Source organism: Actinophytocola xinjiangensis, from assembly GCF_001921215.1.
Taxonomy (GTDB): domain Bacteria; phylum Actinomycetota; class Actinomycetes; order Mycobacteriales; family Pseudonocardiaceae; genus Actinophytocola; species Actinophytocola xinjiangensis.
Map to the genome: position 1 here is coordinate 743,663 of NZ_MSIF01000001.1, position 25,053 is coordinate 768,715.

26 protein-coding genes are annotated in these 25,053 nt (G+C 71.7%); 12 read left to right on the plus strand and 14 right to left on the minus strand.

Annotation, left to right across the window (positions count from 1 at the left end; translation table 11 throughout):
- The first annotated feature begins 121 nt into the window (after positions 1-121).
- Positions 122-1,135 carry a M23 family metallopeptidase gene (locus BLA60_RS03405; RefSeq protein WP_245811799.1) on the plus strand — a complete coding sequence of 338 codons (1,014 nt, stop codon included), beginning with the start codon at positions 122-124 and terminating at the stop codon, positions 1,133-1,135.
- On the opposite strand, the gene BLA60_RS03410 is transcribed toward BLA60_RS03405, so the two are convergent.
- The 3 genes from BLA60_RS03410 to BLA60_RS03420 form a co-directional block, all read right to left on the minus strand.
- The gene (locus tag BLA60_RS03410; RefSeq protein ID WP_154814078.1) at positions 1,132-1,923 is read right to left on the minus strand and encodes a hypothetical protein; all 792 of its coding nucleotides are present in this window, start codon (positions 1,921-1,923) and stop codon (positions 1,132-1,134) included. The two genes, BLA60_RS03405 and BLA60_RS03410, sit on opposite strands and share 4 nt — an antisense overlap.
- Positions 1,924-2,003: 80 nt before the next feature.
- Positions 2,004-3,287 (minus strand): C2 family cysteine protease, encoded by a 1,284-nt coding sequence (locus BLA60_RS03415; RefSeq protein WP_075131150.1) that lies wholly within the window; start codon positions 3,285-3,287, stop codon positions 2,004-2,006.
- A gap of 2 nt (positions 3,288-3,289) precedes the next feature.
- Positions 3,290-3,589, minus strand: coding sequence for a type VII secretion target (locus BLA60_RS03420; protein ID WP_162292891.1), 300 nt, complete (start codon positions 3,587-3,589; stop codon positions 3,290-3,292).
- A 116-nt stretch (positions 3,590-3,705) separates the two neighbouring features.
- Here BLA60_RS03420 and BLA60_RS03425 point away from each other — a divergent pair, with 116 nt between their 5' ends.
- Both BLA60_RS03425 and BLA60_RS03430 read left to right on the plus strand, forming a co-directional pair.
- The gene (locus BLA60_RS03425; RefSeq protein ID WP_075131152.1) at positions 3,706-4,092 is read left to right on the plus strand and encodes a YbaB/EbfC family nucleoid-associated protein; all 387 of its coding nucleotides are present in this window, start codon (positions 3,706-3,708) and stop codon (positions 4,090-4,092) included.
- Between the two features lie 120 nt (positions 4,093-4,212).
- Positions 4,213-4,524, plus strand: coding sequence for a hypothetical protein (locus BLA60_RS03430; protein WP_075131153.1), 312 nt, complete (start codon positions 4,213-4,215; stop codon positions 4,522-4,524).
- Between the two features lie 8 nt (positions 4,525-4,532).
- On the opposite strand, the gene BLA60_RS03435 is transcribed toward BLA60_RS03430, so the two are convergent.
- The 3 genes from BLA60_RS03435 to BLA60_RS03440 all read right to left on the minus strand — a co-directional run bounded on the left by BLA60_RS03435 (position 4,533) and on the right by BLA60_RS03440 (position 8,742).
- The gene (locus BLA60_RS03435; protein ID WP_154814080.1) at positions 4,533-5,414 is read right to left on the minus strand and encodes an RICIN domain-containing protein; all 882 of its coding nucleotides are present in this window, start codon (positions 5,412-5,414) and stop codon (positions 4,533-4,535) included.
- Positions 5,415-5,468: 54 nt separating this feature from the next.
- Positions 5,469-5,825: a hypothetical protein gene (locus tag BLA60_RS42930; protein WP_154814081.1), complete on the minus strand. Its 357-nt coding sequence runs from the start codon at positions 5,823-5,825 to the stop codon at positions 5,469-5,471.
- Between the two features lie 118 nt (positions 5,826-5,943).
- On the minus strand, positions 5,944-8,742 hold the full coding sequence (locus tag BLA60_RS03440; protein WP_075131154.1) for an AfsR/SARP family transcriptional regulator: 2,799 nt from the start codon (positions 8,740-8,742) through the stop codon (positions 5,944-5,946).
- Between the two features lie 145 nt (positions 8,743-8,887).
- Between BLA60_RS03440 and BLA60_RS44525 the strand changes: the two genes are divergently transcribed.
- The 5 genes from BLA60_RS44525 (at position 8,888) to BLA60_RS03460 (ending at position 12,650) form a co-directional block, all read left to right on the plus strand.
- Positions 8,888-9,055, plus strand: a complete 168-nt coding sequence (locus BLA60_RS44525; protein WP_170108383.1) for a hypothetical protein — start codon at positions 8,888-8,890, stop codon at positions 9,053-9,055.
- Between the two features lie 177 nt (positions 9,056-9,232).
- Positions 9,233-9,769 carry a MauE/DoxX family redox-associated membrane protein gene (locus BLA60_RS03445; protein WP_075131155.1) on the plus strand — a complete coding sequence of 179 codons (537 nt, stop codon included), beginning with the start codon at positions 9,233-9,235 and terminating at the stop codon, positions 9,767-9,769.
- A gap of 19 nt (positions 9,770-9,788) precedes the next feature.
- Positions 9,789-10,331 carry a TlpA disulfide reductase family protein gene (locus BLA60_RS03450; RefSeq protein ID WP_075131156.1) on the plus strand — a complete coding sequence of 181 codons (543 nt, stop codon included), beginning with the start codon at positions 9,789-9,791 and terminating at the stop codon, positions 10,329-10,331.
- Positions 10,328-12,301 (plus strand): ABC transporter ATP-binding protein, encoded by a 1,974-nt coding sequence (locus BLA60_RS03455; protein WP_075131157.1) that lies wholly within the window; start codon positions 10,328-10,330, stop codon positions 12,299-12,301. Before BLA60_RS03450 ends, BLA60_RS03455 begins: the two co-directional genes overlap by 4 nt.
- Positions 12,261-12,650 (plus strand): S26 family signal peptidase, encoded by a 390-nt coding sequence (locus BLA60_RS03460; protein ID WP_245811825.1) that lies wholly within the window; start codon positions 12,261-12,263, stop codon positions 12,648-12,650. The genes BLA60_RS03455 and BLA60_RS03460 overlap by 41 nt, the downstream gene beginning before the upstream one ends.
- A gap of 7 nt (positions 12,651-12,657) precedes the next feature.
- On the opposite strand, the gene BLA60_RS03465 is transcribed toward BLA60_RS03460, so the two are convergent.
- Positions 12,658-13,572 carry an AraC family transcriptional regulator gene (locus BLA60_RS03465; protein WP_075131158.1) on the minus strand — a complete coding sequence of 305 codons (915 nt, stop codon included), beginning with the start codon at positions 13,570-13,572 and terminating at the stop codon, positions 12,658-12,660.
- Between the two features lie 73 nt (positions 13,573-13,645).
- On the opposite strand from BLA60_RS03465, the gene BLA60_RS03470 reads away from it, so the two are divergent.
- Positions 13,646-14,656 (plus strand): SDR family NAD(P)-dependent oxidoreductase, encoded by a 1,011-nt coding sequence (locus tag BLA60_RS03470; RefSeq protein ID WP_075131159.1) that lies wholly within the window; start codon positions 13,646-13,648, stop codon positions 14,654-14,656.
- A 6-nt stretch (positions 14,657-14,662) separates the two neighbouring features.
- Here the strand turns inward: BLA60_RS03470 and BLA60_RS03475 are convergent, their stop codons facing one another.
- From BLA60_RS03475 to BLA60_RS03505, 7 genes are read right to left on the minus strand one after another with little or no spacing between them, the layout of a single operon-like run.
- Positions 14,663-15,211, minus strand: a complete 549-nt coding sequence (locus BLA60_RS03475; RefSeq protein ID WP_075131160.1) for a hypothetical protein — start codon at positions 15,209-15,211, stop codon at positions 14,663-14,665.
- The gene (locus BLA60_RS03480) at positions 15,208-15,894 is read right to left on the minus strand and encodes a hypothetical protein (RefSeq protein WP_154814082.1); all 687 of its coding nucleotides are present in this window, start codon (positions 15,892-15,894) and stop codon (positions 15,208-15,210) included. The genes BLA60_RS03475 and BLA60_RS03480 overlap by 4 nt, the downstream gene beginning before the upstream one ends.
- The gene (locus tag BLA60_RS03485) at positions 15,891-17,699 is read right to left on the minus strand and encodes a carbamoyltransferase family protein (RefSeq protein WP_075131506.1); all 1,809 of its coding nucleotides are present in this window, start codon (positions 17,697-17,699) and stop codon (positions 15,891-15,893) included. Before BLA60_RS03485 ends, BLA60_RS03480 begins: the two co-directional genes overlap by 4 nt.
- Before the next feature lie 14 nt (positions 17,700-17,713).
- A complete protein-coding gene (locus BLA60_RS03490; RefSeq protein WP_075131161.1) occupies positions 17,714-19,003 on the minus strand; it encodes a hypothetical protein in 1,290 nt (429 codons plus the stop codon).
- A complete protein-coding gene (locus tag BLA60_RS03495) occupies positions 19,000-20,196 on the minus strand; it encodes an ATP-grasp domain-containing protein (RefSeq protein WP_075131162.1) in 1,197 nt (398 codons plus the stop codon). The genes BLA60_RS03490 and BLA60_RS03495 overlap by 4 nt, the downstream gene beginning before the upstream one ends.
- Complete coding sequence (locus tag BLA60_RS03500; protein ID WP_075131163.1) at positions 20,193-21,188, minus strand: glycosyltransferase family 2 protein; 996 nt, start codon at positions 21,186-21,188, stop codon at positions 20,193-20,195. The genes BLA60_RS03495 and BLA60_RS03500 overlap by 4 nt, the downstream gene beginning before the upstream one ends.
- An 8-nt stretch (positions 21,189-21,196) precedes the next feature.
- On the minus strand, positions 21,197-22,156 hold the full coding sequence (locus BLA60_RS03505) for an NAD-dependent epimerase/dehydratase family protein (protein ID WP_075131507.1): 960 nt from the start codon (positions 22,154-22,156) through the stop codon (positions 21,197-21,199).
- Positions 22,157-22,371: 215 nt separating this feature from the next.
- Here BLA60_RS03505 and BLA60_RS03510 point away from each other — a divergent pair, with 215 nt between their 5' ends.
- Genes BLA60_RS03510 through BLA60_RS03520 form a run of 3 tightly spaced genes read left to right on the plus strand, consistent with a single transcriptional unit; the run spans position 22,372 to position 24,980 of the window.
- Positions 22,372-22,932, plus strand: a complete 561-nt coding sequence (locus BLA60_RS03510; RefSeq protein ID WP_154814083.1) for a hypothetical protein — start codon at positions 22,372-22,374, stop codon at positions 22,930-22,932.
- Positions 22,929-23,969, plus strand: a complete 1,041-nt coding sequence (locus tag BLA60_RS03515) for a GNAT family N-acetyltransferase (RefSeq protein ID WP_075131164.1) — start codon at positions 22,929-22,931, stop codon at positions 23,967-23,969. The genes BLA60_RS03510 and BLA60_RS03515 overlap by 4 nt, the downstream gene beginning before the upstream one ends.
- 3 nt (positions 23,970-23,972) lie before the next feature.
- Positions 23,973-24,980 carry a GNAT family N-acetyltransferase gene (locus BLA60_RS03520; protein WP_075131165.1) on the plus strand — a complete coding sequence of 336 codons (1,008 nt, stop codon included), beginning with the start codon at positions 23,973-23,975 and terminating at the stop codon, positions 24,978-24,980.
- The last annotated feature ends 73 nt before the right edge of the window (positions 24,981-25,053 follow it).

The following is a 25,053-nucleotide window of genomic DNA, read 5'->3' on the forward strand; positions in this document are numbered from 1 at the left end:
TCGGTGGCGCATAGTCGCGTGACCCCGACCCCGGGTACGCAACGGTGTCCCCCGCGCCGCGTGCCCCGAACCCTGTACTGGAGCGCTCATGGGTGCTCGCCGTCGACAGACGCGAGCCACGTTGGCCGTCCTGATCGCCTCGACGACGGTCACCTCGATGCTGATCGTTCCCTCCGCGGCCGCGCAGCCCTCGTTGGACGACCAGTTGGCCGCCGCCGAGGCGGAACTGGACGCGGCACAGGCCCGGCTGGCCAAGACCTTCCAGGCGTTCGCCACGGCCGACCAGCGGCACAAGGACGCCGCGAAGGCCGCGCAGGCCGCCGCAGGAGCGGTGACCAAGACCCGCGCCGAGGCCACCGCCGCCACCGAGCACGAGCGCCGAACGCGGCTGGAGTTCGACGAGTTCGCCGCCGCGAGCTACCAGCAGCGCAGCTCCATCGGCTCGATCCGCGCCTACCTCGGCGCCAAGAGTCCCGGTGACCTGCTGGACCGAGCCTCGATGGTCCGGGTCCTGGCCGGCGAGTACGTCGACGTCATGGACACCACCAGCAAGGCGGTGGACCGCAAGTCCACCGCCGACCGGCAGGCCCAGTCAGCCCTAGAGAGCGCGGTGACCAACCGGGACGCCGCCGCGAAGGCCAAGACCGAGGCCGAGCGCGCCTACCGCACCGCCGTCGACATCCAGGACGCGGCCAAGGCCGAGACGGCCCGCCTGGCCGAGCGGCGCGCCCAGCTCAGCGGCGGCGGTTCGGGCGAGGTCGTCCTCCCCGCCCAGGGCACCTTCACCTCCGGCTACGGCGCCCGGGGTGGTGCCATCCACTTCGGCATCGACATCGCCAACAGCATCGGCACCCCGATCCTGTCGGCGATGGCCGGCGAGGTCATCGACTCCGGCCCGGCGAGCGGGTTCGGCCTGTGGGTGCGGGTGCAGCACCCCTCGGGCGAGATCACCGTCTACGGCCACATCGACCAGTCGCTGGTCAGCGTCGGTCAGCAGGTGGCGGCCGGTGAGCAGATCGCCACCATGGGCAACCGCGGCCAGTCCACCGGCCCGCACCTGCACTTCGAGGTCCACGAGAACGGCAACAAGATCGACCCGCTGCCGTGGCTGCGTGGCCACGGGATCAACCTCTAACGAAGCAGCTGCCGGACCTGGACGGGAGACACGTCCCATGGCGCGGCCGTGTTGATGACCGTCAACTGGCCCGAGGTGTCGAGGAAGAACACGCCGGTCCGTTCCTGCTGGACGGGGAAGGCCCAGGTGCCGCCGGGCTGCGCCGGCTGTGGGCCGCGGGTCACCGCGACCGGCCCTGGCAGCTCGCCCTTGAGCGCCTCGATCGGCTCCAGGGTGCCGGTCGGGGCCCAGTCGAGCCGGGGGGTGCTGGTCTCGACGCTGCCCGCGTCGCCGGTCGCGGCGGCGAACACGATGACATCGGCCATGGCCACCCACTCCCGGAGCTGGTCGCTGGTGGGCGGCGGGAGCGTGGCGGGCAGGCCGGCGAGCGCGCGGGCGAACCACTGGGCCGCGAACTCGTGGTCGTGGACACCGACGTGGCCGAACAGCGTCGGCGCGTCACCGCCGTCGCGCAGGACGAAGACGCCGCCGGAGCGGGCCTTGCGGTCGCCGGACGCGTGGGCGGCGTCGACGAGGAAGTAGGACGACTCCGGCTTGGTGATCGACAGCTTGTCCGGTGCGGGGTCGCCCTTGAGCGTGGCCGTGACCTCGATCGTCGCGGTCTGCGGACCGTAGGCGTCGCCGGCGCCGTCGGCCGGGGTGGTGTCGGTGATCGTGCCGGTGACGATCAGGTCCGCGTCGGCGACCAGCGCCGGGATCGGCTCGGCCGGATTAGTCGCCCGGTCGCCGCTGTCGCCGCTGCCACTGCTGTCGACCGGCCGCTGGGCGGTCGCGGTTTCGGTCCGCATCGGTTGCTCCTTCTGGTCTGCCGAACAGGCGCTGGCCGTGGTCACCACGAGGATCGCGGCCAGGACGCTCGTCCGCTTCACTAGTCCCAGTCCTCGACGTAGCGGACCTTGTAGAACTCCTCGGAGAAGTCGTCCATGTTCATGACGATCCGCCCGTCAGGGTAGGCCTCGCCACCCGCCTCCTTGACGCCGTTGATGATGGCGTCGTTGTTCGAGGCCCACGGGTTCATCATCTCGACGTACTGCACGCCGTCGCGCTCGTACATGTTGGTCACCATCAGCGCGTGGCCGCCGTCGATCCCGATCCGGCCGCGCACGCTCGCGGTGACCGGCCGCCCGTCGTCGAGGGCCTCGCGCATCTCGTTGTACGAGTCGCCCGGCGACTTGTTGTCGCCGAAGAACAGGTCGGTGGAGGAGTCGGGGTCGAAGGCGCCGGTGTTGGCGCCGAACAGGTCCTCGTAGGCCTCGTTGGAGTCCCCGCCGTTGATCTCCTCGTAGTTGCCGCCCTCGTGCTCGGCGTAGGCCGTCTCGACGATCGCCACCCACTTGCCCTGGTCGGCGCCCTGGTCCAGCAGGCTGTCGTCGTTGACGGTGACGTCGCCGTCCTGGAAGTGCACGGTGTAGGTGCCGTCACCGTTGTCGGTGATCAGGTCCTTGATCTTCTGCGGGTCGGTGAGGGCGGTCGACCCGAGTGCGGCCAGCAGCCAGCAGTCACCGAAGTCACCCTGACGGATGTCGGTGATGTCCGGTTCCCCGTTGGGGTAGAGCGGGTCGCCCGAGCGGTCCTCGGTGTTGTGGTCGCCGGGCGGACCGGCGGGGTTCATGTCCTCTTCGGACAGACCGTCGAAGGCGCCGCTGATGGCGGCGGCGGCCCGGGCGTCCTCGGCGGTCATGCCCGCGAGGTTCTGCTTGATCGTCGCCTCGTACTGGCGGGCCTTCTCGTCCAACGCGTGCTGGGCCGACACGACCTGCTCGGCTTCGGCGTCGCCGGGGAGGTAGAGCATCGCCGACGGCGCGGTCACGCTCCCGTCCTCGGCGACGGTGAAGTCCTCGGACTCCGCCCGGAGGATGGCCGCGCGCGCGAGCGACTGGTAGCCCTCGATGCCGGCCGCCCCCGCGTCGGCGGCCTCGGCGGCGTCGGCGTGCGCGTCGGCGAGCTTGCGGACCTGCCCTTCGGTGCGGCCCATGGACTCGGTGGCCGCGTCGGCGGCGTTGCCGAGCCAGCTGCCCAGCAGGTCACCGAGCACACGGAGCGCGGTCTCGTTCCCGTCGCGCAGCAGCGTGCCGTTGGCGCGGAACTCCTCGGCCTGCGCCCGCAGCGCGCCGACGTCACCCCGCAGTGCCTGCGTCTTGCCGATGGCCATCGTCACACCACCGCGCCGCGGAGGAGGGACTCGCCGCTCTCGTCGGACCGCGTGTAGGCGGTGGCGCCGCTGGCCGCCGCGTCCGCCCACGCCTGCCACGACCTGGCGACCCCGGAGAACGCGGACTCGGAGGCGGTTCCGGCCGCCTCACAGGCCCCGGCGACCGTGAACCCGGCCATCCCGGAGCCCACCCCGGCGGCGGCGCCGGTCCTGCGCCCCGACTCGATCTGCTGGCGGCACTCCTCGACCGACCCGGCCGCGCCCCGCAACAGGGTCGGCACCACCTGAAATGCCTCCGGCATCGCCCCTCCACGCCCCGCTTGACACGCCCGCTCGATCATCGACTCAAGATCAGACCGAGGCTACGCGCCGTTGGTTCCCCGCAGAGTGAAAATGAGACGGGTTCTATCCTGACGGCGTGCCTGATGCCATCCACGCCAGCCTGGCCGAGCTCCAGGCGTCGTTCACCGAGACCCACACCGCGCAGTCCCGGGACGGCTCCGTCCGCGCCGAGGCGACCGCGCGACGCCAGACCGCGCTGTACCTGTCCCCAGGAGCGTTGAGACTGTCTCCGAGCGACCTGGCGGAGTTGATCCTGGAGACCCAGCGGGAAGCCCAGTCCGCGGCGGAGGCAGCCGTCTCGTCACGGCTGGACGGCTTCCGCGCCGACCCCCGGGTGTCAACGGCCCTCGACTCACTGCGGGACGCCCAGGCGCTCCCGACCCCACCGCCCACCCGCCGCCCGTCACGCGACGACGACGAGAACTACACCGTCTCGGTCTACAACAGCAACACCAGCTGGTGAACCGCGCCGGGGCCGTGGACGGTCCGCCGGGCTCGCCTGTCCGGCGGTACTGACCGCGTCCCCTGAAGCACTACGCTGTTCGTGGCGTCGGGGGCGGCGGTCGAACACCCCGGAGTCGACATGAGCGGCGACAAGTGGGCGAAAATCTTCCAGGACAACCAGAGCGTCGGCGGTGTCCTCGGCGCCGCGGTCGGAGCGGTCGCCGGCTTCGCCGGAACCGCCGCTGTACTTGGGTTGGCTGAACTCGGCCTCCCCGGCATCGCCGACAACGTGGCCGACCGCCTGAACCTACCCGTGGACCAGGCCACGGGCGAGGGCGTGCGAGTGGTGCTGGAAACGGCCGCCCTGGCCGGCGCGGGCGCCGGCGCGAAACTCGGACACGCCGCCGATCCCCACGTACGCCGCTTCCTCCGCCGCTTCGCCCCGAGGTGACAGGTTCGCTAGGGATTCGTGGTCTTCAGGTCGACGAGGAAGCGCTGGCTCTCGCGGGAGTCGCACGGTTGTTGGACGGCTTCGGCGCCTTCGGCGGTGTCGTCCTTGCGGAGGCCGACGCACTGGTCGGTGTGTGCCCGGCGGAGTCGGTAGCCGGTGAGGGAGTCGGGGGCGAAGCGCTCGATCCGGAACAGTTGCGCGTCGTCGTCGGGGTCGCAGCGGGAGCGGGGTTCGAGCATGTCCTTGGCGGGGGGCTCCTCGCGGATCGTCAGGCAGCCCATCACCTTGTCCTTGGGGTGTTCCCACTTGATCTGGGTGAGGTCCTCGTCCACGGGTTCGAGGAGGGTGCGGGGACCGTCCGGCTTGGTGCACGGGAGTTGGACCATCACCACGTCCTCGTAGCGGAGGGAGCGGTCGAAGCCTTCCGTCAGGCACAGGTCCGGTGTCCGGGCGGGCCGGATCCGCACCCATTCCCCCGCCGAGGACAGGGGGAGCACGTCGGGGGGATCGGGCGTCGGGGGTCGGTCCGGTTCGGTGGTGATGGTGATGACGAGCAGAACTGCGGCGACGACCATCACCAGGGTGAGCAGGATCAGCAGTCGGGTGCGCGCCGGACGTGTCGGCGGCGGGGGATCCGCGACCGTGTCGGCCGTTGTGTCGGTGGCTTCACGGACGAGGCGTTCGTAGGCGCGCATCCAGTCCGCCAGCCGGTTCTGTTCGCCACAGGCGCGGACGAACGCCGCGACGAGTTCCGGTCGCGGCAGCGTCTGTCTTCGGAGCAGATCCGCCGCGGTACTGCGGGCGAGGGCGTCGCCGCGAGCGGTCGCCTGGTCCTCCAACTGGCGCAGGGTCAACCCGGATCGTTCCTTGAGGGCACGCAACGCGGCCACGAATTCGACGGCATCGCGTGCGGCAGCGGGATCAACCCGTTCGTCCTCCACCCTTCAGAGGTACCGCACCGTGTGCGCATGACGCAACGGAGGCTGTCCGGACGTTCGGACAGGGACCGTGTTTCCGTTGCCGGCCAGGCGAAACGCCCGGGCGGCTGTCCCGGACAGGCGAGGGGTGTTGCCTGAGTCACCCGGATGACGTGAACCTGTCACCGTGCCCGGTCCGGCGATCGCCGGCGGGCCAGCGGAACGCCAGTGCATCGCGGGGGTGCGGCTTTCCGCCACCGACGAGGCCGGGGACTCGGCGGCGTCATCCATCATCAGCAATCCCATACCAAGGGGGATATTTGTCGTGTCCACGTTGACGATCAGCGTGCTCGTCGTGCTGTTGTTCTCCACCACCACGGCCACGGCCGCGGTGGTGGAGGAGTCGGTCGGAACCTCCGTCGTGACGGACGACCACCCCTGCTGCAGAACTCCGTGACACCGTGCGTGTGGCCGGCGCCGGCTGCCGGTTCCGGCCACACGATCACGTGGTGCTGACCGATTTCGAGTACTCGCTCAGCGCATCCGTTCTGGCCTGCGTGCCGTGCAGGCCGTCGCTGCTCACGACGGCCTGCTCGGCGCAGCGGCCCGCGTCCTCGGCGTTGCCCGCCAGGCGGTGCGCCCGCGCGAGGACCGTGAGTGCCCAGATCTCGCCGAACCGGTTGGCGCTGCGGCGGGCCTGGTCGAGCCCCTGGGTCATCAGCTCGATGGCCCGGTCGTACTGGCCGAGGTCGATGTGGATGCGGGCGAGCACCTCGCACACGTCGGTCTGCCGGTAGTGGTCGTCCATCCGCTCGTAGAGCGCCAGTCCCGTCTCGATCATGCTGATGGCCTCGGCTGACCGGCCGAGCTGGTGGTGTGCCTTGCCCAGGTTGACCAGCGCGAAGGCCTGACCGACGGCCGCTCCGATATCCCTGGCGATCTCCAGTTGCCGCTGGAGGAACTCGATCGCCTGGTCGGGACGCTGCCGCGCCAGGTGCGTGTAGCCGAGGTTGCCGAGCGCGCGTTGTTCGCCGAACCTGTCCCTGAGTTCCCGGCAGATCTCGAGTTCGGCCGAACCGTGGACGAGGGCCTGGTCGGGCTGGCCGACGTGCAGGTTGGTCACCGCCAGGTTGCCGTGCGCCACGGCCAGCGAACCGCGGTCACCCAGGCGTTCGGCCGCCGCGACGACCTCCTGCTGGAACCCGACGAGGGCCGACAGGTCGTTGGCGCCCGAGTGCAGGTACCAGTGCAGGCCCAACGCGAGGTCCACACCGAGGCGCAGGTGTTCGGCGGGACCGAGCCACGCCTGCCGGACGACCTCGATCAGGTCGCGCCGGTGTTCGTCCAGCCAGCGCGACGCTTCCTCCGTCCCACCCAGCGGACTGAACCGGACACCGTCGCCGGTCGCGGGATGGTGCGCCCGATGCGGGTACACCAGCGCGTTCGCCCGCGCCACCGTGGCCAGCAGGTAACCCAGAACCCGGGTCAGGACCTGGGATCGCTCCGGCGCGGATACCGTGTCGAGACCACACTCGTTGGCGAAGAGCCTGATCAGGTCGTGCATCAGGAACCGGCCCGGCACGTGTTCCTCGACCAGGTGGGCGTCCAGCAGGCGTTCGACGGTCCGGTCGGCCTCGGCCGGCGACGTGTCGAGCATCGCGGCTGCCAGGGTCAGGTCGATCTCGGTGACGGGCACCAGACCGAACAAGCACAGGGCCTTGGCCGCGGTCCGGTCGGTGGGGTCGTCGCTGTCGCGCAGCGCGGCATGGCTGACCGCGAGGCTGCTGCGCAGGGCAGTGTCGCCCGAGGCAAGTTCGGCGAGCCGGTGCCGGGCGTCGGCGAGCCGTTCGACCAGGTCACTCACCGCCCAGCTGGGCCGGGCGTTGAGCCGGGCCGCGGCGACGTGCAGTCCCAGTGGCAGGTTCCCGCACAGTTCGGCCAGCCGCCGGACCGCTTTGGGGTCGGCGGCCGGCCGCACGTCCGGGACCAGCGCGTCGAGCATCATGCTGGCCTCCTCGGCGGCGAGCGAGCCGACCCGCAGATGGGTGACACCCTCCACCGTCGCCAGCCTGGTCCGGCTGGTGACCAGCACCGCGCACCCCGCCAGCAGCGGCCGGACCTGGGCGGGGGTGGCGGCGTTGTCCAGCACGATCAGCAGCCGCCGCCCGGCCACCATCGTGCGCAGCAGTCCGGCGGCCTTGTCGACGTCCGCCGGCAGGTCCGACCCCACGGCCCCCAGCCCGCGCAGCAGCTGGTGCAGCGCCTCCACCGGGGACAACGGCGTCACGCCGGGGGTGGCGCCACGGAGGTTGACGTGCAGGTGACCGTCGGCGAACCGGGAAGCCGCCAGGTGCGCCGCCCGGGTGGCCAACGCCGACTTGCCCACGCCGGGAGCGCCGTGCAGCACCACGACCGGCCCGGCGGTGGTGGCCTCGCCGTGGAGCATCCCGTTCAGCACGTCGAGTTCGTCGTCCCGGCCGATCAGCGTCGGCAGGTCACGCGGTAGCTGCCGGGGAACGTGGACCACCCTGGCCGGCGCGGTCCTCGACGGGCTCAGTGACGGGTCGGCGGCGACGATCCGCTGGTGCAGCCGCTGGAGATCGGCTCCCGGGTCGAGCCCCAACTCCCCGATCAGGCGGGTGCGCAGGTCCTGGTAGTGCTCGAGCGCGTCGGCCTGGCGACCGCTCAGGTACAGCGACAGCATGAGCTGGCCGCCGAGCCGCTCGTCCAGCGGGTGTTCGGCAGCGCGCGCGGTCAGCTCGACGACCAGGTCGCCGTGGTTTCCCCGGCGCAACAACAGGTCTGCGCGGTCCAGCTCCACCGCGAGGCGGTGCTGGTGCAGGGTGGTCCGCACGTCGTCGAGCCACGGAGAGCGCAGGCCGGCGAACGCCTCGCCCCGCCACAGCCCGAGCGCCTCCCGCATGAACCGCAGGGCGCGGTCCTCGTCGTCGGTGGCCCGCGCCTGTTCGACCAGGTGGTGGAACCGGTACAGGTCGACGGCCATCGGGTCGACCGGGATGGCGTAGCCGCCACGTCGCCGCACGATGCCGGCCCCGCCGGCCGAGACGAGGGCCCGCCGCAGCCGGGACAGGTAGCTGTGCAGCGTGGCCCGGCCGCGAACAGGGAGATCATCGCCCCACACCCGGTCCATCAGCTGGTCAGCGGAGACCGGCTTGTCGGCCTCGATCAGCAGAACCACCAGAACGCTCTGCTGCCGGGCATGCCCGACATCGACGAGTTGTCCGTCGACGCGTGCTTCGGGAACACCGAGCAGGCGGTAACCCTCGGCGATGGACGACACCTCCCGGACCCGAGCCCGTAACCGACACCTAACGAAATACAGGCTCTGGCCAGCGGATTCAAGACTTGTCGCAAGATCCGCACAGCCCCGGCCGGACATCGTCTGAAGCGAGATTCCAGCACCACACCAGAGATGGGAGAGAAACGTGTACCGCAAGATCGAATCGATGGGCGCGAGGCTGCTCGGCCTGTTCGTGCCCAGCGTGGATGCCTCGGCGGCCTGTCAGTACTACTGCTGGAGCGCCTGCTACCAGTGCCCGAACTACGCGCCGTGCTGCCGGCTGACCAGCTGCTCGCTGTCCTGCCAGATCTGACCGGTCCTCGACGCGTCATCCGGACCGATCGCTGCCGCTGGTGGACCCCCGCGATAACCACCACCGTCGTGACAGTGAGGCCCGGTTGAGGATCAGGGGTTGATCGTGGAACGCCTTCCGCGACGACGGAACGGTTGTCGCGGAAGGCGTCTCCGGCGCTTCGGAAGGGTGTTTCCCATGCAGTACTGGACGATCGGTGTCCACAGCGCGGTCGGCGTGATCTTCCTGGTCTCGTCGGTGAGCAAGGTGCGCAACCGGGCCGCGTTCGACTCCTTCGTCGACTCGGTGCGGACCATGCGCCTGCTCGGCCCGGCGTGGTCGCTGCCGGTCGCGGTCGCGGTGGTCGCCACGGAGTTCCTGATCTGGGTGCTGCTCGCGATCCCGGCCCGTCTCGTTTCCGCCGCCGGTCTCGTGCTGGCGGCCGGGTTGCTGCTGGTGCTGGCGGGTGCGATCGCCGTAGCGGTCCGGCGCGGGGTTCGTGCTCCGTGTCGGTGCTTCGGAGGTTCGGTGTCCCCGCTCGGACCGTGGCAGGCCGTGCGCAACGTCGTGCTCGCCTCGGCCGCGCTCGGCGCGGCCATGACCGGTCTCACCCCCGGCCCGACCCAGCCGGCCGGGGTGGCCGTCGCGGTCGTCGCCGGCGTGGTTCTCGGCTACCTGGTGGCCGTGTCCGACGACCTGATCGAACTGTTCGCCGGTGTCGACGCACCGGCCTGACAAGTCAACTGGAGGAACGGTGTCCATCCTGATCTCGGCCGTGGTGCTGGTGGGTCTGCTCGCCGCGCTGAACCTGGTGCTGAACGTGGGGGTGGTCAGGCGCCTGCGTGAGCACACCGAACTGCTCGCCAGGGCGTCCAACCCCCGCACCGCCATCGGCGCCGGCGAGTCCGTCGGCCCGTTCGAGACGACCATGACGGATTCGCGGACCCTGGCCATGGACGACCTGGTCGGCGAGAACCTGATCGCCTTCTTCTCCACCACCTGTGAGCCGTGCGAGGAGAAGCTGCCCAAGTTCATCGACCTGGCGAAGGTCTGGCGCGGTGGCCGCGACCAGGTCGTCGCGGTGGTGGTCGGTGACCCGGCCGACGCGACGTGGCGGGTCGCGGACCTGGAGGCGGTCGCCCGGGTGGTGGTCGAGGAGACCGACGGCGCGGTGAGTACCGCGTTCGGCGTGCGGGGCTACCCGACGGTCCTGGTGACCGGGCCAGGGCCGGAGGGGCAGCTGGTGGTGACCGAGGACCGTGTCCAGCTCGAGGCCCGCGTCCCAGTGCGGGCATGACCGGGTCCGCCGGGGCCGGGGGAGGGGCCACGGTGCGGCAGGTGCTCGCGGTGTGTTCGCTGGCGGCCGGTGCGGCACCGGGCATCCTGCTGGTCTACTCGGTGCTGATGGTGGCCAGCGGCGCGCTGCCGGTGGTGATCGCCTGGCTGACCAAGCTGGTGCTGGACCAGCTCGCCGGGGAGCCGGTGTCCGGCACGCTGGTCGTGGTGGGGGTCGGGCTGGCGCTGGCCGGGCTGGTGGGGGGCGTCGCGCCGCACGCGCACCGCTACCTCGGCGCCGAGCTGGACCGGCGGGTGGAGGTACGGGCCCAGGACCGACTGTTCGGCGCGGTGGAGCGGTTCGTCGGCCTGGGTCGCTTCGAGGATCCCGTGTTCCTCGACCGGCTCCGGCTGGCCCAGCAGTCGGTGCACAATCTCGCCGACCAGGCCGTCGGCGGGGTGCGGGGCGTGGTCACCTCGGCGATCACGATCGCCGGGTTCGTCGGGTCGCTGTTCGTGCTCAGCCCGACCCTGATGGTCGTGGTGTTGGGCACGGGGATGCTGACGCTGGCGGCCGAGATCGCGTTGTCCCGCCGGCGGGCCCGCATGCTCTGGCGGATCGGGCCCGTCGAACGTCGGGAGTTCTTCTACGCCCAGCTTCTGTCCACTGTGGAGGCCGCGAAGGAGGTCCGGTTGTTCGGCACGGGCGGCTTCCTGCGCCGGCGGATGATGGGGGAGCGGTTGACCGCCAACGCGGCCCGGCGCGCGACCGACCGTCGCGAGGTCGCGGTCCAGTCTGTCCTGGCCGTGCTGGCGGCGACCGTCGCCGGCGGCGGGCTGCTGTGGGCGATCGGTGACGCGCAGCGCGGCGGGCTCTCGGTCGGGGACGTCACGGTGTTCGTCGCGGCGGTGGCTGGGGTGCAGGCGGCCCTGGCGTCGCTGACCAACGAGGTCGCCCGAACCCACCAGGCACTGCTGATGTTCGATCACTACCTCGCGGTCACCCGGGCCGCGCCCGACCTTCCGCTGGCGGCGCGTCCTCGCCCGCTGCCCCCGCTGCGGCACGCGATCGAGCTGCGGGACGTGTGGTTCCGGTACTCCGAGGAGCATCCGTGGATCCTGCGGGGGGTCACGCTGCGGATCCCGCACGGCCAGGCGCTGGCGCTGGTCGGGCTGAACGGGGCCGGCAAGTCCACGCTGGCGAAGTTGTTGTGCCGGTTCTACGACCCCACCCGCGGCGTGATCCTGTGGGACGGCGTGGACATCAGACAGGTGGACGTGACCGAACTGCGGCAGCGGGTCGGCGCCGTGTTCCAGGACTACATGGCCTACGACCTGACCGCCGGGGAGAACATCGCCCTGGGCGACCTGGACGCCCTCGGCGATCCGGGCCGGATCAGCACGGCCGCGCGCCGGGCCGGCGTCCACGACCGGATCACCGAACTCCCCCGGGGCTACGACACCCTGCTGTCCAGGACGTTCTTCAGCGAGTCCGACAAGGACGACCCGGAGACCGGCGCCATGCTCTCCGGCGGCCAGTGGCAGCGACTGGCCCTGGCCAGGGCCTTCCTGCGCGACCGGCACGAACTGCTGATCCTCGACGAGCCGTCCTCTGGCCTGGATCCCCAGGCGGAGGCCGAGATCCACCGCTCGCTCCGCCGGTTCCGCAGTGGACAGACAAGTCTGCTGATCTCCCACCGCCTTGGCGCCGTCCGGACCGCCGACCTGATCGTCGTCCTGGACGACGGGCAGGTGGCCGAACGTGGAACCCACCTGGCACTGATGACCCGGGGTGGCCTGTATGCCCAACTTTTCCGCCTACAGGCGGCCGGCTATCAGGAGTCGGCACCAACAGGAGGCGACGATGTCGACACTGGTCCCCGGCCTGACCGGGTTGGCACTACTGCTGGCGGTTCTCGTCCTTCTGGCCCGAACGGTGGTCAGGGTGACGGTGCGCGGCATGAGCATGGAACCGGCCTACCGGGAAGGTGACCAGGTCCTGGTGCGCCGGGGCAGAACCCTGGAACAGGGTCAGGTCGTTGTCCTGGAACAGCCGAGCGGCACCGGCTGGCGCCTGCCCCCGCTGCGCCAGGGCGCCGGCGCCGCGGCGATCGCCACCCGCTCGTGGCTGATCAAACGCGTGATCGCCGTCGCCGGCGACCCGGTCCCTCGCGACCAGGTCCCCCTGCTGGCGACGTTCCCCGAAACCCGTGTCCCTCCGGGCAAGATCGTCCTGCTCGGCGACAACCAGGCCGTGAGCCTTGACTCCCGACGCCTGGGCTACTTCCCGACCGACCGCGTCCTGGGGGTCGTCGCCCGCGACCTCCCGCGCCGGGGGTGACCGCGCGTCACCAGATCTGTTGGCGGTAGCGCAGGGGGGAGAGGCCGACCTGGCGTTTGAACGCGGTGCTGAACGCGCTTTCCGAGGTGTAGCCGAGGTTCGCGGCGAGGGCGCCGACGCGGATGTCGGTGTCGCGCAGGGCCCGTTGGGCGAGCAGCATCCGCCAGCGGCTGAGGTAGGTCAGGGGTGGGACGTCGGCCACGGTGCGGAAGCGTTCGGCGAAGGACGTGCGGGACATCGCGGCGGCGGTGGCCAGGTCGTCGAGGTTCCAGGGCCTTCCTGGGTCGGCGTGCATGAGCCGGATCGCGGGGCGCAGGCGCTCGTCGGTCAGCACTCGTAGCCAGCCTGGGGGGAGGTCGGCCTGGTCGACGTGGGCGCGCACCATTTCCAGCACCAGGAGCTGTACGTGCTGGCGGATCGCGAAGTCCGCGCCGATTCGCCGGTGGCGTACCTCGTCGAACACCCGGTGGATGGTGCCGCGCAGGGTGAACGCGGCGGTGGCCGATCCTCGGATGTGCGCGACCGGGGGAAGTGCCGCGGACAGCAGTGCCCGGCCGGCGGGGTTGAGGTCGACCCGCCCGCCGACGACGATGTCGTCGGTGTCGAGGTCGACGCCGGTGAGGTCGGTCGACGGCGGGTTCTCGTCGGGCCGGAGTTCACGGGGTGGACCGTCGCCGGTGCCGCCTTCCAGGCGCAGCCACGACCGGTCGTTCAGCACGGCGACGTCGCCCGGTTCGAGGTCGATCGGCGAGGCGGCGGCGTCGGTGGTCAGGCGCGCGTGGCCGCTGACCATCGCGAAGAACTTGAGCGGGGTGCCGAGTGCGCCGTGCGTCACCCACGGGTCGCGTGCCGCGAACCCGCCGGAGAGCACGCCCCGGACCTCGACGAGGTCGAACACCTCGGAGAGCTGATCTCCGTCCACGCTCGTACTATCGCGAAGAAAAACCGGATGGACAAGTATTCATCGTCCCCCGGTCGGGGTCCAGGCTGGAGTCATGACACTGGGTATCACGCACAGTCAGCACCCGCTCGGCTCCGGGTTCACCGCCGCCTCGACGGCCGAGGACGTGCTGGCCGGCATCGACCTCACCGGGAGGAACGTGATCGTCACCGGTGGCCACTCCGGCCTCGGACTGGTGGCCACCCGGGCGCTGGCCGAGGCCGGCGCCTCGGTCACGGTCGCCTCGCGGGACACCGACCGCGCCGCGCGGGCGGTCGCCGGGATCGCGCGCGTCGAGGTCGGCCGGCTGGACCTGCTCGATCCCGCCTCGATCGACGCGTTCGTCGACGGCTACCTCGGGTCCGGTCGCCCGCTGCACATCCTGGTCAACAACGCCGGGTTCACCCCCTCCGGCAGCGGGCTCACGCACGACGCGCGCGGCTACGAAACGCAGTTCGCCGTCAACCACCTCGGTCACTTCCAGCTGACGCTCGGGCTGTACCCGGCGCTGCGGGCGGCGGGCGGCGCCCGGGTCGTCACCACCACCTCGGGCGCCCAGCGCATGTCCGACATCCTGTGGGACGACCCGCACTTCACCACCGGCCGGCACGACCCCGGCCTCGCCTACCCGCAGTCCAAGACCGCCAACGTGCTGTTCACCGTCGAGCTGGACCGCCGGTGGGCCGCCGACGGGATTCGTGCCTACGCACCACATCCGGGGATCGTGCCAGCCACGGCCTTCAACCGGGCGGTCGGTGAACGGGCACAGCGGGACATGGGCCTCATCGACCAGGCCGGTGAGCCGATCATCGACCCCGTCCGGGGACAGAAGACCCCCGAACAGGGCGCGGCGACGATTGTGTTCGCGGCCGCCAGCCCGCTGCTCGCCGGCCTCGGTGGCGTCTACCTCAACAACAGCGACATCTCGCCCCTGGACGAGGACCCGAGGGCCATCGACCTCACCGAACCCGGCCCCGACGGGATCCCGGTCGACGTCGTGCCGCACTCCGTCGACCCCGACTCCGCGCGGCGCCTGTGGGAGCTCAGCGAGGAGCTGATCCGGTAGGGAGTCTCACGACGAGTCGGGTGCCAGCGACCAGACCTCCGCGGTGGTGAGGAACGCCGAGGACGACGGTCGCTCGGCGCCGCCCTCCCGGCGCACCGCGCCGGCCACCGGTGTCCCGCCGATCGTGACCGACGCGTCCGCCGCCGGGGCCAGGACCAGGCGCAGCGCGTGCGGTACGCCGTCGAGCGGGAACGCGTCGGTCTCGAACGTGCGGACGGCCAACGCGCCGGAGACGGTCACCGCCACGTCACCGGCGCGGGCCGACAGCCCGTCGCGGAGGTCGAGGTCGACCGTGACCTCGGCCCGCTCCGGGGTCGGCTCCGGCCACGGCAGTCCGGCGGCCTCGGGGAAGTGCCGGACGAACGCGCGCTCCAGCCAGCCGCCGAGGGTCGGGTCGTCGGCGAGGACCCGCACCCGGCCGTCGTGCCACAGCACGATCGCCCTGCCGGGGCCGTGCACCGACCAGTCGACCGTCCACACCGAGGCGAACGCGGTCACGTCGTCGCCGTCGAACAGCCGGACGGCGGGGTTGGCGCCGCACAGCAGCACGGTCACCGCGCCGGCCTCGTGACACGCTCGTCCACCCAGCGCTCCACCGGCGCCACCAGCACGGCGACCGCGAGAGCCAGGTGCACGGCCAGGAACACCACGGCCGTCACCACCCCCGGCGGCCCGCCGACGAACACGACGATGTGCGAGGCCCAGTCGAGGGTTTCGGGACGCCCGTCCGGCCAGGCGTACAGCAGCCAGAAACCCAGGTCGTTCAGCCCGGACACGACCAGCAGCACCGACGCGACACCGACCTTGAGCACCGTCGCGGTGCGCGCGCCGCCGAGCCGGAACGCGATCAGCCCGAACAGCACCAGATAGCTGACGACGAACAGCTGGAACTGGTAGACGGTCTGGAACCCGCCCGCCTCACCGACCTCGCGTGCGGTGCCGTAGTCGAGGACCCGCAGGATCAGCGCGGTGTCCACGTAACCCATGTAGGCCAGCACCCCGAGGACCACCAGCACCGGACCGAACCGGCCACGCGGGAACGTCGCGACCGCGAGCGTCGCGAACACCAGCGGACTGATCTTGAACGCCCACTCGCCGAGGTCGTCGAGGGTCTGGTCCGGCGGCAGGGCGACCATGATGAGACCGGCGAGCACCGCGGCCGGAACCGCGAAGGCGAGCCACAGCCAGGACCGGGCTCGGTACAGGGTGGCCACCGGCCCGGCGACGTGGGTGGTCACGCCGGGGCCTCGCCGGACTTCTCGACCCAGAACGGGCCGAGCGCCAACGCGTCCACATCGGTCTTGAGGAAGCAGGCCAGCGCGTCCTGCGGGGTGGTGACGATCGGTTCGTTGTTGTCGTTGAACGACGTGTTCAGCACCATGGGCACACCGGTCAGTCTGTCGAAGTGCGAGATCATCCGGTGGTAGAGGGGGTTGTCGGTCGCGCTGACGGTCTGGACGCGTGCGGTGCCGTCCACGTGGGTGATCGCCGGGACCACCGAGCGCTGGTGTTCGAGCACGTCGAACACCAGCAGCATCACCGGCGAGGGGTAGCCGCTCGCGAAGAACTCCCCGGCCCGTTCGGCCAGGCACGACGGCGCGAACGGGCGGAACGGCTCGCGGTGTTTGACCTTCTCGTTCATCCTGGTCTTCGACTCCGCGTCGCGGGGATCGGCCAGCAGCGAGCGGTTGCCCAGCGCCCTCGGGCCGCACTCCATCCGGCCCTGCATCCAGCCCACGATCAGACCCTCGGTGAGCTTGGTGGCCGTGTGCTCGGCGATGTCGTCGACCCGCCGGTACTCCACGCCGGCGTCGACCAGCGCCTGCTCCAGCTCGGCCTCGGTGAACTCGGGGCCGGTGAACAGGAACCCGTCGCGCGGCCGGGGCGCCTTGCGCTCACCCACGCTGACCTGGAGCGCGGCGCCGAGCGCGGACCCGTCGTCGGCGGCCGCCGGCTGGGCGAAGAACTCCTCGAACGGGGTCTCCAGCAGGATGCGGCCGTTCATCACCGAGTTCAGCGCGACCCCGCCCGCCACGCACAGCTTCGTCAGCCCGGTCCGCTGGTGCAGCCAGCGCGCGAGGTGCAGGCCCGCGTCCTCCAGCACGGACTGCAACGCGAACGCGATGTCGACGTAGTGCTGGGGAACCGGGTCGTCGGCGGTGACCTTGGTCCGCGCGCGCGGCGGGCCGAAGGTGTCGATGAACTTCTGGGACACCACGTGCTTGCCGGAGGTGTGGTGGCGGAACCAGCTCAGGTTCAGCTCGTAGCCGCCGTCGGGGTCGAGGTGGACGAGGTCCTTGAACGCCTCGACGTAGGTGTCCTCGCCGAACGGGGCCAGGCCCATCACCTTGCCCTCGTCCATGGTGGGCCAGAACCCGAGGTAGCCGGTGACCATCGCGTACAGCGCGCCCAGCGAGTGCGGGAACTTGATGCGCCGCAGGTCGGTGATCGTGTTGCCCCGGCCGACCGACAGGCACGTGCTGGTGCCGTCGCTGCCGATGCCGTCGAGGGTCAGGACCGCGGCCTCCTCCCACGGCGAGATGAAGAAGGTGCTGGCGCCGTGCGCGCGGTGGTGGTCGACGAGCCGCACGCGGAACTTCGTCGGCCCGGTGTACCCGAGCGCCTGCCTGAGGTCGCGGCCGAGGGTGTAGCCGCGTTTGACGTGCCCGAGGACCGCGCCGCCGACGTGGTAGTCGTCGATGCCGCGCCCGCCGTGGCGGAAGGTGTCGACCATCGTCTGCGCACGGCCGCCCTGGTCGCCCTTGGCGTTGCGGAACACCTCCAGCGTGCCGGGGAAGTAGCGGGCGAACACCTTGGCCGCGTGGAGGGGTTCTGGCCAGCGCTGCCAGAAGTAGGCGACGTGGTCCAGGTCGCCGAGGGTGATCCCGCCCTGCCGCAGGCAGTAGGCGATCGCGTCCGTGGGGAACGCGCCGTCGTGCTTGATCCGACTGAACCGCTCCTGCTCGGCGAACGCGACGATCTCCCCGTCCCGGACGAGGGCCGCGGCGGCATCGTGGTGCCTGCTGATACCGAGTACGTACATGGTGGCTCCGCTGGTCATCGGTGGGTGGGAACGGGGGTGGCGCGCAGTTCCGGGTGGCGGCGCAGCACCAGGTGGCGCAGCACGGTCGCCCGGGCGGTGGCGGCCAGGACGAGCGTGAGCAGGCCGCCGGCGGCGCCGAGCCAGGGCACGAGAACCGCGGCGAAGGCCGCCGTCGCCACGATGCCCGCCACGGCGGTGGTGGAGGTACTGGTCAGGATCGCGCTGTTGGTGTTCTCCAGCACGAAGTTCGCGTACATGACGAGGAACGACACGACGATCTCCACCGCGACGAGGAGACCGAGGAGCACCATGGGCACCAGGCTGTCCGTTGTGGACAGTGCGGCGCGCCCGCCGGGGAAGGCCACCAGCACGGCGACGCCCGAGGCGAACACCAGGCCGATGCGCTGGGCGGCCCGCAGCCGGTTCAGCGCGCTCGTGCGCCCGCCGGCACCGCCCGCGCCCCGCAGCCGCGCCGAGAACGCGGGCTGGTGCAGTTTCATCTGGTAGAGCAGGAAAGCGCCGGCCATGCTGGCGACCAGCAGCGCCATGTAGAGCGGCCCGCTGTCGGTGACCCGGCCGGACAGCGCCAGCGCAAGGTAGACCAGGGACGCCCCGGCCACCTCCAGGACCTCGGACAGGCCGAGCAACCCGGCGCTGCGACCGTAGGCGCGCAGCACCCGGCGGCCGGCCGGGACCCCCGGGCGTACCCACTCGGCGGGCAGGCCGATCATCGAGCAGCCGGCCACCGCGCCCACACAGGCCAGCTGCACCAGCAGGTGGGTCGTCGGTGACCAGCCGAGCAGCCAGGTGGCGGCCGTGCCGGCGAGCACCAGCACGGTGAGCGCGCCGAACGCCGAGGCGTCGCGCAGCGGGCGGCCACGCAGCCGGTGCAGGCCGCTGACCGTCATCAGGAAACCGGTCGCCGCCGACCAGGCCGCCGCCGCGAGGTACAGGGTGGCGGTCGAGTGCGGGGCGGCGACCAGCGCGACCGCGAGCGCGACGAGCAGCGCCACCACCGGCGCGGCGGCCGCGCGCAGGGTCAGCGCGGCCACCCGAGGGCGCAGCAGACGCAGGCGTGGCAGGACCTTGAGCGCCGTCTTCTCGGCGGCGGTCGGCAGCAGCGCCAGCCACGCGCACAGTCCCATCGCGTTGGCGAACTGCCCGAAGGCGTCCTCGTGCCACGCGATGGCCAGACCCACCGCGGTGAACTGTCCACTGAGCCGGAACACGCCCCGCCCGGCGGCCAGCCGCACGATCTCCGAGAACCGCAGCGCCGTGCCGGTGGTCGCCGTGCCGGTGGTCACGGTGCCATCAGCTCGACGGACAGGCTCCTGGTGACCGTCGTCGCGGCGGTGCGCAGTGCGGCCGGGGTGTCGGCGGCCAGGATGACGTAGCCGACCTTGTTCGCCGCCTGGTCGTAGGGTTTGACCTGGTCGCCTGGCGCGGCGAACAGCCGGACGTCGAGCACCTCGGGCATCGCGCGGACCTCGGCCAGCCCGTGGACGGCCGCGAGCCGCCCCGGCCGGTCGGCGGCCAGCACCCACAGCATCACCGGGCGGGGCGGGCGGGGAACCACCGTCACCGGGTCGCCGACCGCGAGGGACACGGTGGCGGCCAGCAGGTCGACGCCGTAGCTCGCCTCGACCAGCTCGGCCATCCCGTTGCCGCCGGACCGCGCGCCCATCTCCACCAGGTACAGCTCGCCGTCGTGGCCGAGCACCGCGTCGAGGTTCAGCGGCCCGCTGGCGTACCCGAGTTCGGCGACGAGGGTGGCGAGCATCTCCGCCAGTCGCGCCTCGACGCCGTCGGGCAGGTCCGCCGGCACGGTCTGGGTCGCGGTGATGAAGTATGGCGGCGGGGTGAGGGTGCGGGCGCTGACCGTGTGGAACACCGGCCGGCCGGCGCGCACCAGCGCCTCGACCGTGAGGTGCGTGCCGTCCACGAACTCCTCGACGACGAGCCGGTTCGCGGGGGAGAACGTGACGGCGTCGCGGATCGCGGCCGCGAGGGAGCCGGGCACACCGCACGGCACCACGCCCCGGCTCCCGGTGCTGTCGACCGGTTTCACCAACACCGGGAAGCGCAGGCCGCGAGCCGCGCGGACCAGCTCGCCGCCGGGGGAGCCGGCGACCGTGCGGTAGGAGGGGAACCCGAGCCGGTCGCAGACCTGGCGGAACTCCCACTTGTCGGCCGACGCCGCGACCGCCGAGGCGGAGACCGGATCCGGCAGTCCGAAGTGGAGGGCGAGCTGCCGTTGCGTGGGCAGCGCGATGTCGCTCGCGGGCGCGAGCACCCCGACGATGTCGTCGCGGCCGGCGAGCGCCGTCGCGACCAGTTCCGGCGCCCGCGTGCTGACGTGCAGGAACTCGTCGGCGTAGGGCACACCGGGCGCGCCGGCGTTGATGTCGACGCACACCGTGCGATAGCCCATCTTGGACGCGCACTGGTAGGTGGGCACCGCGCCGTCGGCGGCGCCGAGGATCAGCAGCGAACTCATCTCGCGCGCCCCCCGGTGCCCACCGGCTCCAGCGCCGCCGTGGTGAGCAGCAGGTCGGCCGGCTCCACGTCGATGTTGGACTCCCGTACGTAGTACAGCGCCGGCCGTGGCTGGCCGGAACCGACCGCCACCACGTAGCGCACCGTCACCGCGAGCGCCGCCAACAGGGGGACCAGCAACAGCAACAGGACGGTGACGCCGCCCACCGGGTCGAGAAGTCCGGTCACTCCGCCCAGCGCGGCGACCAGGGCCAGCCCGGCGGCCACCAGGGCGACCAGCGCGGCGACCGAGGCCAGCCGGTTGGAGAACCCGACGAACAGGCCCATGGCGTGACCGACCAGCCAGCGCAGGTTCAGCTTCGAGGAACCACGTGCCCTGGCGCGGTGCTCGACCGCGACGGTGGTGTACCGGTTGGTCAGCCGGGGGACCGTGGCGAGGAAGTACGGCGTGCCCAGCCGCAGGTCGACGATCCGGCGGGCCAGTTCGGTTCGCACCAGGCGGAACGTCGTGGCGCCCGGCGGGATCTCGATGCCGAGCAGCCGGCGCGCGACGAGGTGGTAGGCCCGCGCCCCGGCCCGCCGCACGAACGGGTCGTGGCGCGTCTCGCGCACGCCGAACACCGCGTCCTGGCCGGCCGAGGCCGCGACCAGCTTGTGCGCCTCGGCCACCGGGAACTGCACGTCGGCGTCGATGTGCAGTACCCACGGCTTGCTGGCGTAGCGGTAGCCGGCCGAGAACGCCGCCTCGAAGCCGAAGTTGCGGGTGAACGACAGGTACCGCACCCGGGGGTCGGCCGCCGCGAGCCGCCGGACGATCGGCAGCGTGCCATCGGTGCTGCCGTCGTCGACGAACACGAACTCGACGTCGTGGTCGCCGAACTCGGCGACCACCTGCCGGTAGGCGTCCTCGACGTTGTCCGCCTCGTTGTAGCACGGCACGACGACGCTGACGCCCTGTCCGGCGAGGTCGGGTTCGTGCGCGGTGTTCGTCATGCCGGTGGCTAGTTCGTCGTTCGTGCCAGGCGCATCTGGTCCGGGACCGACCAGTGGACGCCCTCGTTCTCGATGAACCAGTCGACCGTGCGGGCGAGCCCGTCGCGCAGCGGGACCAGGGTTGCCGGGTCCATCCCGATCTGTCGCAGGGTTTCCGGGTCGGCGGTCACCACCGCGCCGGGCTGCTCGCCGGGCCGCATGGGCAGCGCCTCGATCGGCACCGGCGCGTACCCGCGCTCGACACACAGCTCGATGACGGTCTCGGCGACGGCGCGGATGGTGGTCGACTCGGCCGGACCCACCTCGACGGTCCTTTCCGGAACCTGACCCCGTTCGGCCGTTTCCAGGGCACTGACCAGCGCGCGGGCCACGTCCGCGACCCACACCATGTCCGAGACCTGCACACCGCCGCCGTAGAGCTCGACCGGCTGTCCGGACAGCGCGCGGCACACCACCGCCGGGGTGATCTTGCGGACCTTGGCGGCGGCGAACGGCGCCGCGGCGGCCTGGCGCGGGCCGTAGGCGTTCACGACGCGCACGTTGTGCACCCGGGTGCCCCGGTCCGCGTTGAACATGTGGGCGTAGCGCTCCACCGCGGACTTCGAGATCGAGTAGCTGTTGTTCATCCAGTGGTTACCCACCGCGATGTTCACCCCGGGCAGGTCGTACTGGGCGACCGCCTCCAGGAAGTTCAGACCGCCGATCAGGTTCGTCTCGGCGGACGGTCGGGGATTGAGGATCGTCTCCTGGGTGCCGAGGACGGCGGCCAGGTGGATGATCCCGTCGCAGTGCGCGGCCAGTTCGACCATCGCGGTGGCGTCCCGCACGTCACCGAGCATCAGCTCCCACCGGTCCTGTGCCGGCTTGCGGTGGTGGTCGAGCACGACGGGCTCGTGGCCCCGGCTGACCAGTTCCTCGCAGACGTAGGTTCCGATGAATCCGTGTCCACCGGTGACGCCAACCTTCATCGAGAACTCCCTCATGGATGTCCCTGACCACGGGTTCAGGATGACTGTGGGCTAGGGCAGGCGGATTTGTAACAGACAAACCCCCGAAACACGCAGCGACGGGGGTGCAATTCGGCTGGTTGGCGCAATTGGCGCGTGGCCCCGCTGCGGCCGTTCAGGCGCATCACGGTGGTGACGCCGATGATTGCCGAGGTCGCGTGGCACACTCGCCGCCCGTGAGAACAGTGGCCTCGGGCCTGTGGTGGCGTGTGGCCTACCGGCGCGCGGTCACCTCGGCCTTCCGCACGGTCCCGTTGTACCGCGAGGTATGGGCGTTGTCGGGGCGGACCGACCCGGTGCTCGTCCCCGGTCGGACCGGTGTGGACGGTGGCGCGGTGCGTTCCTCGGTGGTGCGCGGGCGTCTGGCCGACCTCGTTCCGCTGGCCGGCGGCGCGGCCGTCGTGGATCCGACGCGGGGTCTGGATCACGTCCGGTCCCTCGGCGGGTTCGGCCGCGACGCGGAGCCGGAGGTCGTGGCACCGGACGAACTGGCGCGGGCCGGCGGTAAACGAGGTGTTCTCCGCGATCCGCTGCTCGGTTTCCTCGGGGCGTCCCGGTCCTGTGGGGAGTGGCACCTGGACTGGCCCAGGGTGTACGCGCGGGCGACCGGCGGCGGTCTGGCGGTGACGCTGCTGGCGCACCGGTCGCCGATGCTGGTGGACGTCCTGGTGTGTGACGGTGTGGCGGGCGAGGTGGTGGCCTGTCCGGTGCACGGCACGCCGGTGGTGCGGACGTGACCGTGGCGTGCGAGGTGTACGACCCGAGGGTCGACCCGGAGCCGCCGGGCTGGCCGGAGTTCCGCCGGCACCTGTACCAGCCGTGGGACTACGACCTGCTCCGTGTGGACGCGTGGATGGCGCGAAACCCGCCGCTGCTGGTCCTCGCGCGCGAGGGCGGCGCGGTGGTGGCCGCGATGACCGCGATGGTGTGCGGCCTGGTGGACGTGCGCCGTTTCGCCCGTGCGCCGGGGTCCCGCCGGGTGGGCGGGTTGCGGCTGGCGCAGGTGTTCCAGCCGTGGCTCGGCGAGGCGGGCTTCACGTTCGCGGACGGGGTCGAGCCGGGTGAGCGCCGGGGGCTGCTGCGTGCGCTGGAGCGGGCGGTGCGTCGTCGTCTCGGGGTCGGGTTGACCGCAGTGGTGTACCGCAACGTGCCGCTGGAGCTGGTGCCGCTGGTCTCCGGGCGGGGCCGGTTGGTGCGTGAGGTCGCGGTGCCGGCGGCGGTGTTGACCAACACGTGGCGCACCGACGAGGAGTGGCTGGCGTCGTTGTCGCGCAACCGCCGCAAGAACGTGCGACGGATCGACCGGCTGGTCGCGGCCGACGACTCGCTGGTGGTGGATACCGGTCCCGCACGGTCCGACGTGGATGGTGCGGAGCTGGCGGCGATGCTGCGTGAGCACCGTGCCGGCCACGGCCGGCAGCCGTTCGACCCGCGTGGCCCGGTCGCGGCGGCCTACCTCGGGGCGTTGGTGCGGCGGCCGGACGTGCACACGCTGACCTACCGGGAGCGCGACGGCGAGCTGATCGCGTTCTGCACCATGCTCGACCATCCGCAGGTCCCGTTCCTCCAGTTCTGGGCGTCGCGGGCCCGCGTGGACGGCGGTCGCCCGCACCTGTACTTCGACTGTCATGCCAGGGCGGTGCGGCACGTGATCGCCCGGGGTCTTGGCGGGTTGGCGGCCGGCCGGGGGATGTTCGAGCAGAAGGCGTCGCTGGGTTTCGCGGCCCAGCGGATGTGTGTGGTCGCGGCGCCGGCCCCGGTCGTGGGGCGGTGAGCGGTGGACCTGGAGGTGCTCGACCCCCGGTTCGACGCGGAGCCAACGTACTGGCGGGCGTTGCGGGAACGGGCCGGGCTGCGTGCAGACTGGGCGTGGGAGGTGTTGGCGGTCAGGGCGTGGTCGGGCCGCACACCGGTGCTGCTCGCGGTCGCCGGCGGAGCGCGGCCCTGGGCCGTCGTGTGCGCGGAGTGGGCGGGACTACCGGTGCGCCGCAACGGTTTCGTCGGGGCCGGCCGCGCCCGTGTGCTGGGTGGGCTGCACGTGCGTGCCCCGGGCACCGGGTCCGTGCCGGGGTGGTGGGCGGCCGAGGACGTTCCGGTGGGGGAGCTGCTGCACGACTACGTCCGGGCGATGCGCCGTGAACTCGGTATCGGCTGTCGTGGCGCGCTGCTGCGCCAGGTCCCCCAGGAGGTTCTCGACCGGTTGCGGGTGTCCCCGCGTCTGGTCCGGCCCACCGAGGCGATGGCGGTGCTCGACCTGACCGGTCTGCGCACCCACGACGAGTGGGCCGCGACCCTGCCGAGGAAGCGCCGCCAGAACCTCCGCAAGATCATCCGGGATCTGGCGGCGGCCGACCACATCGCGGTCGACGTCGTCCCCGGCTCGGCGGTCGATCCCGTCGAGATGGCGTCGGTCCTGGTTCACAACGAGCGCAAGTACAACACCGGCCGGCTGGTGCCGCTGCCGCAGAACACCGGGTACCTGGCGGCGTTGTTGCGCCAACCGGACACCCTCGTTGGCCGGTACACCGACCGGCGCACCGGCCGGCTGCTCGCCCTGGTGTCCATCCTGGACCACCCGACGTGGCCGGTGATGCGGCACTGGTCGGCCGTGCCGTGGCCGGATCCCGGTGCGCGGCCCAACCTCTACCTGAACCAGTACAGCACCGTCGTGAGCTGGGCGACCGAGGGCGGGCGCCAGGGCATCCTGGTCGGCAAGGGCAAGGCCACGCTCAAGGAGTCGCTCGGCGCCGAGCTGGTTCCGCAGTTCGCGGCCGTCCTGCGCTGACCGCCGCGCGATCACGCGCTGTCGACCCGATCACTGACCCGGCGAGGCTCGCCGGGTGTTTCCGTGTGGCCTG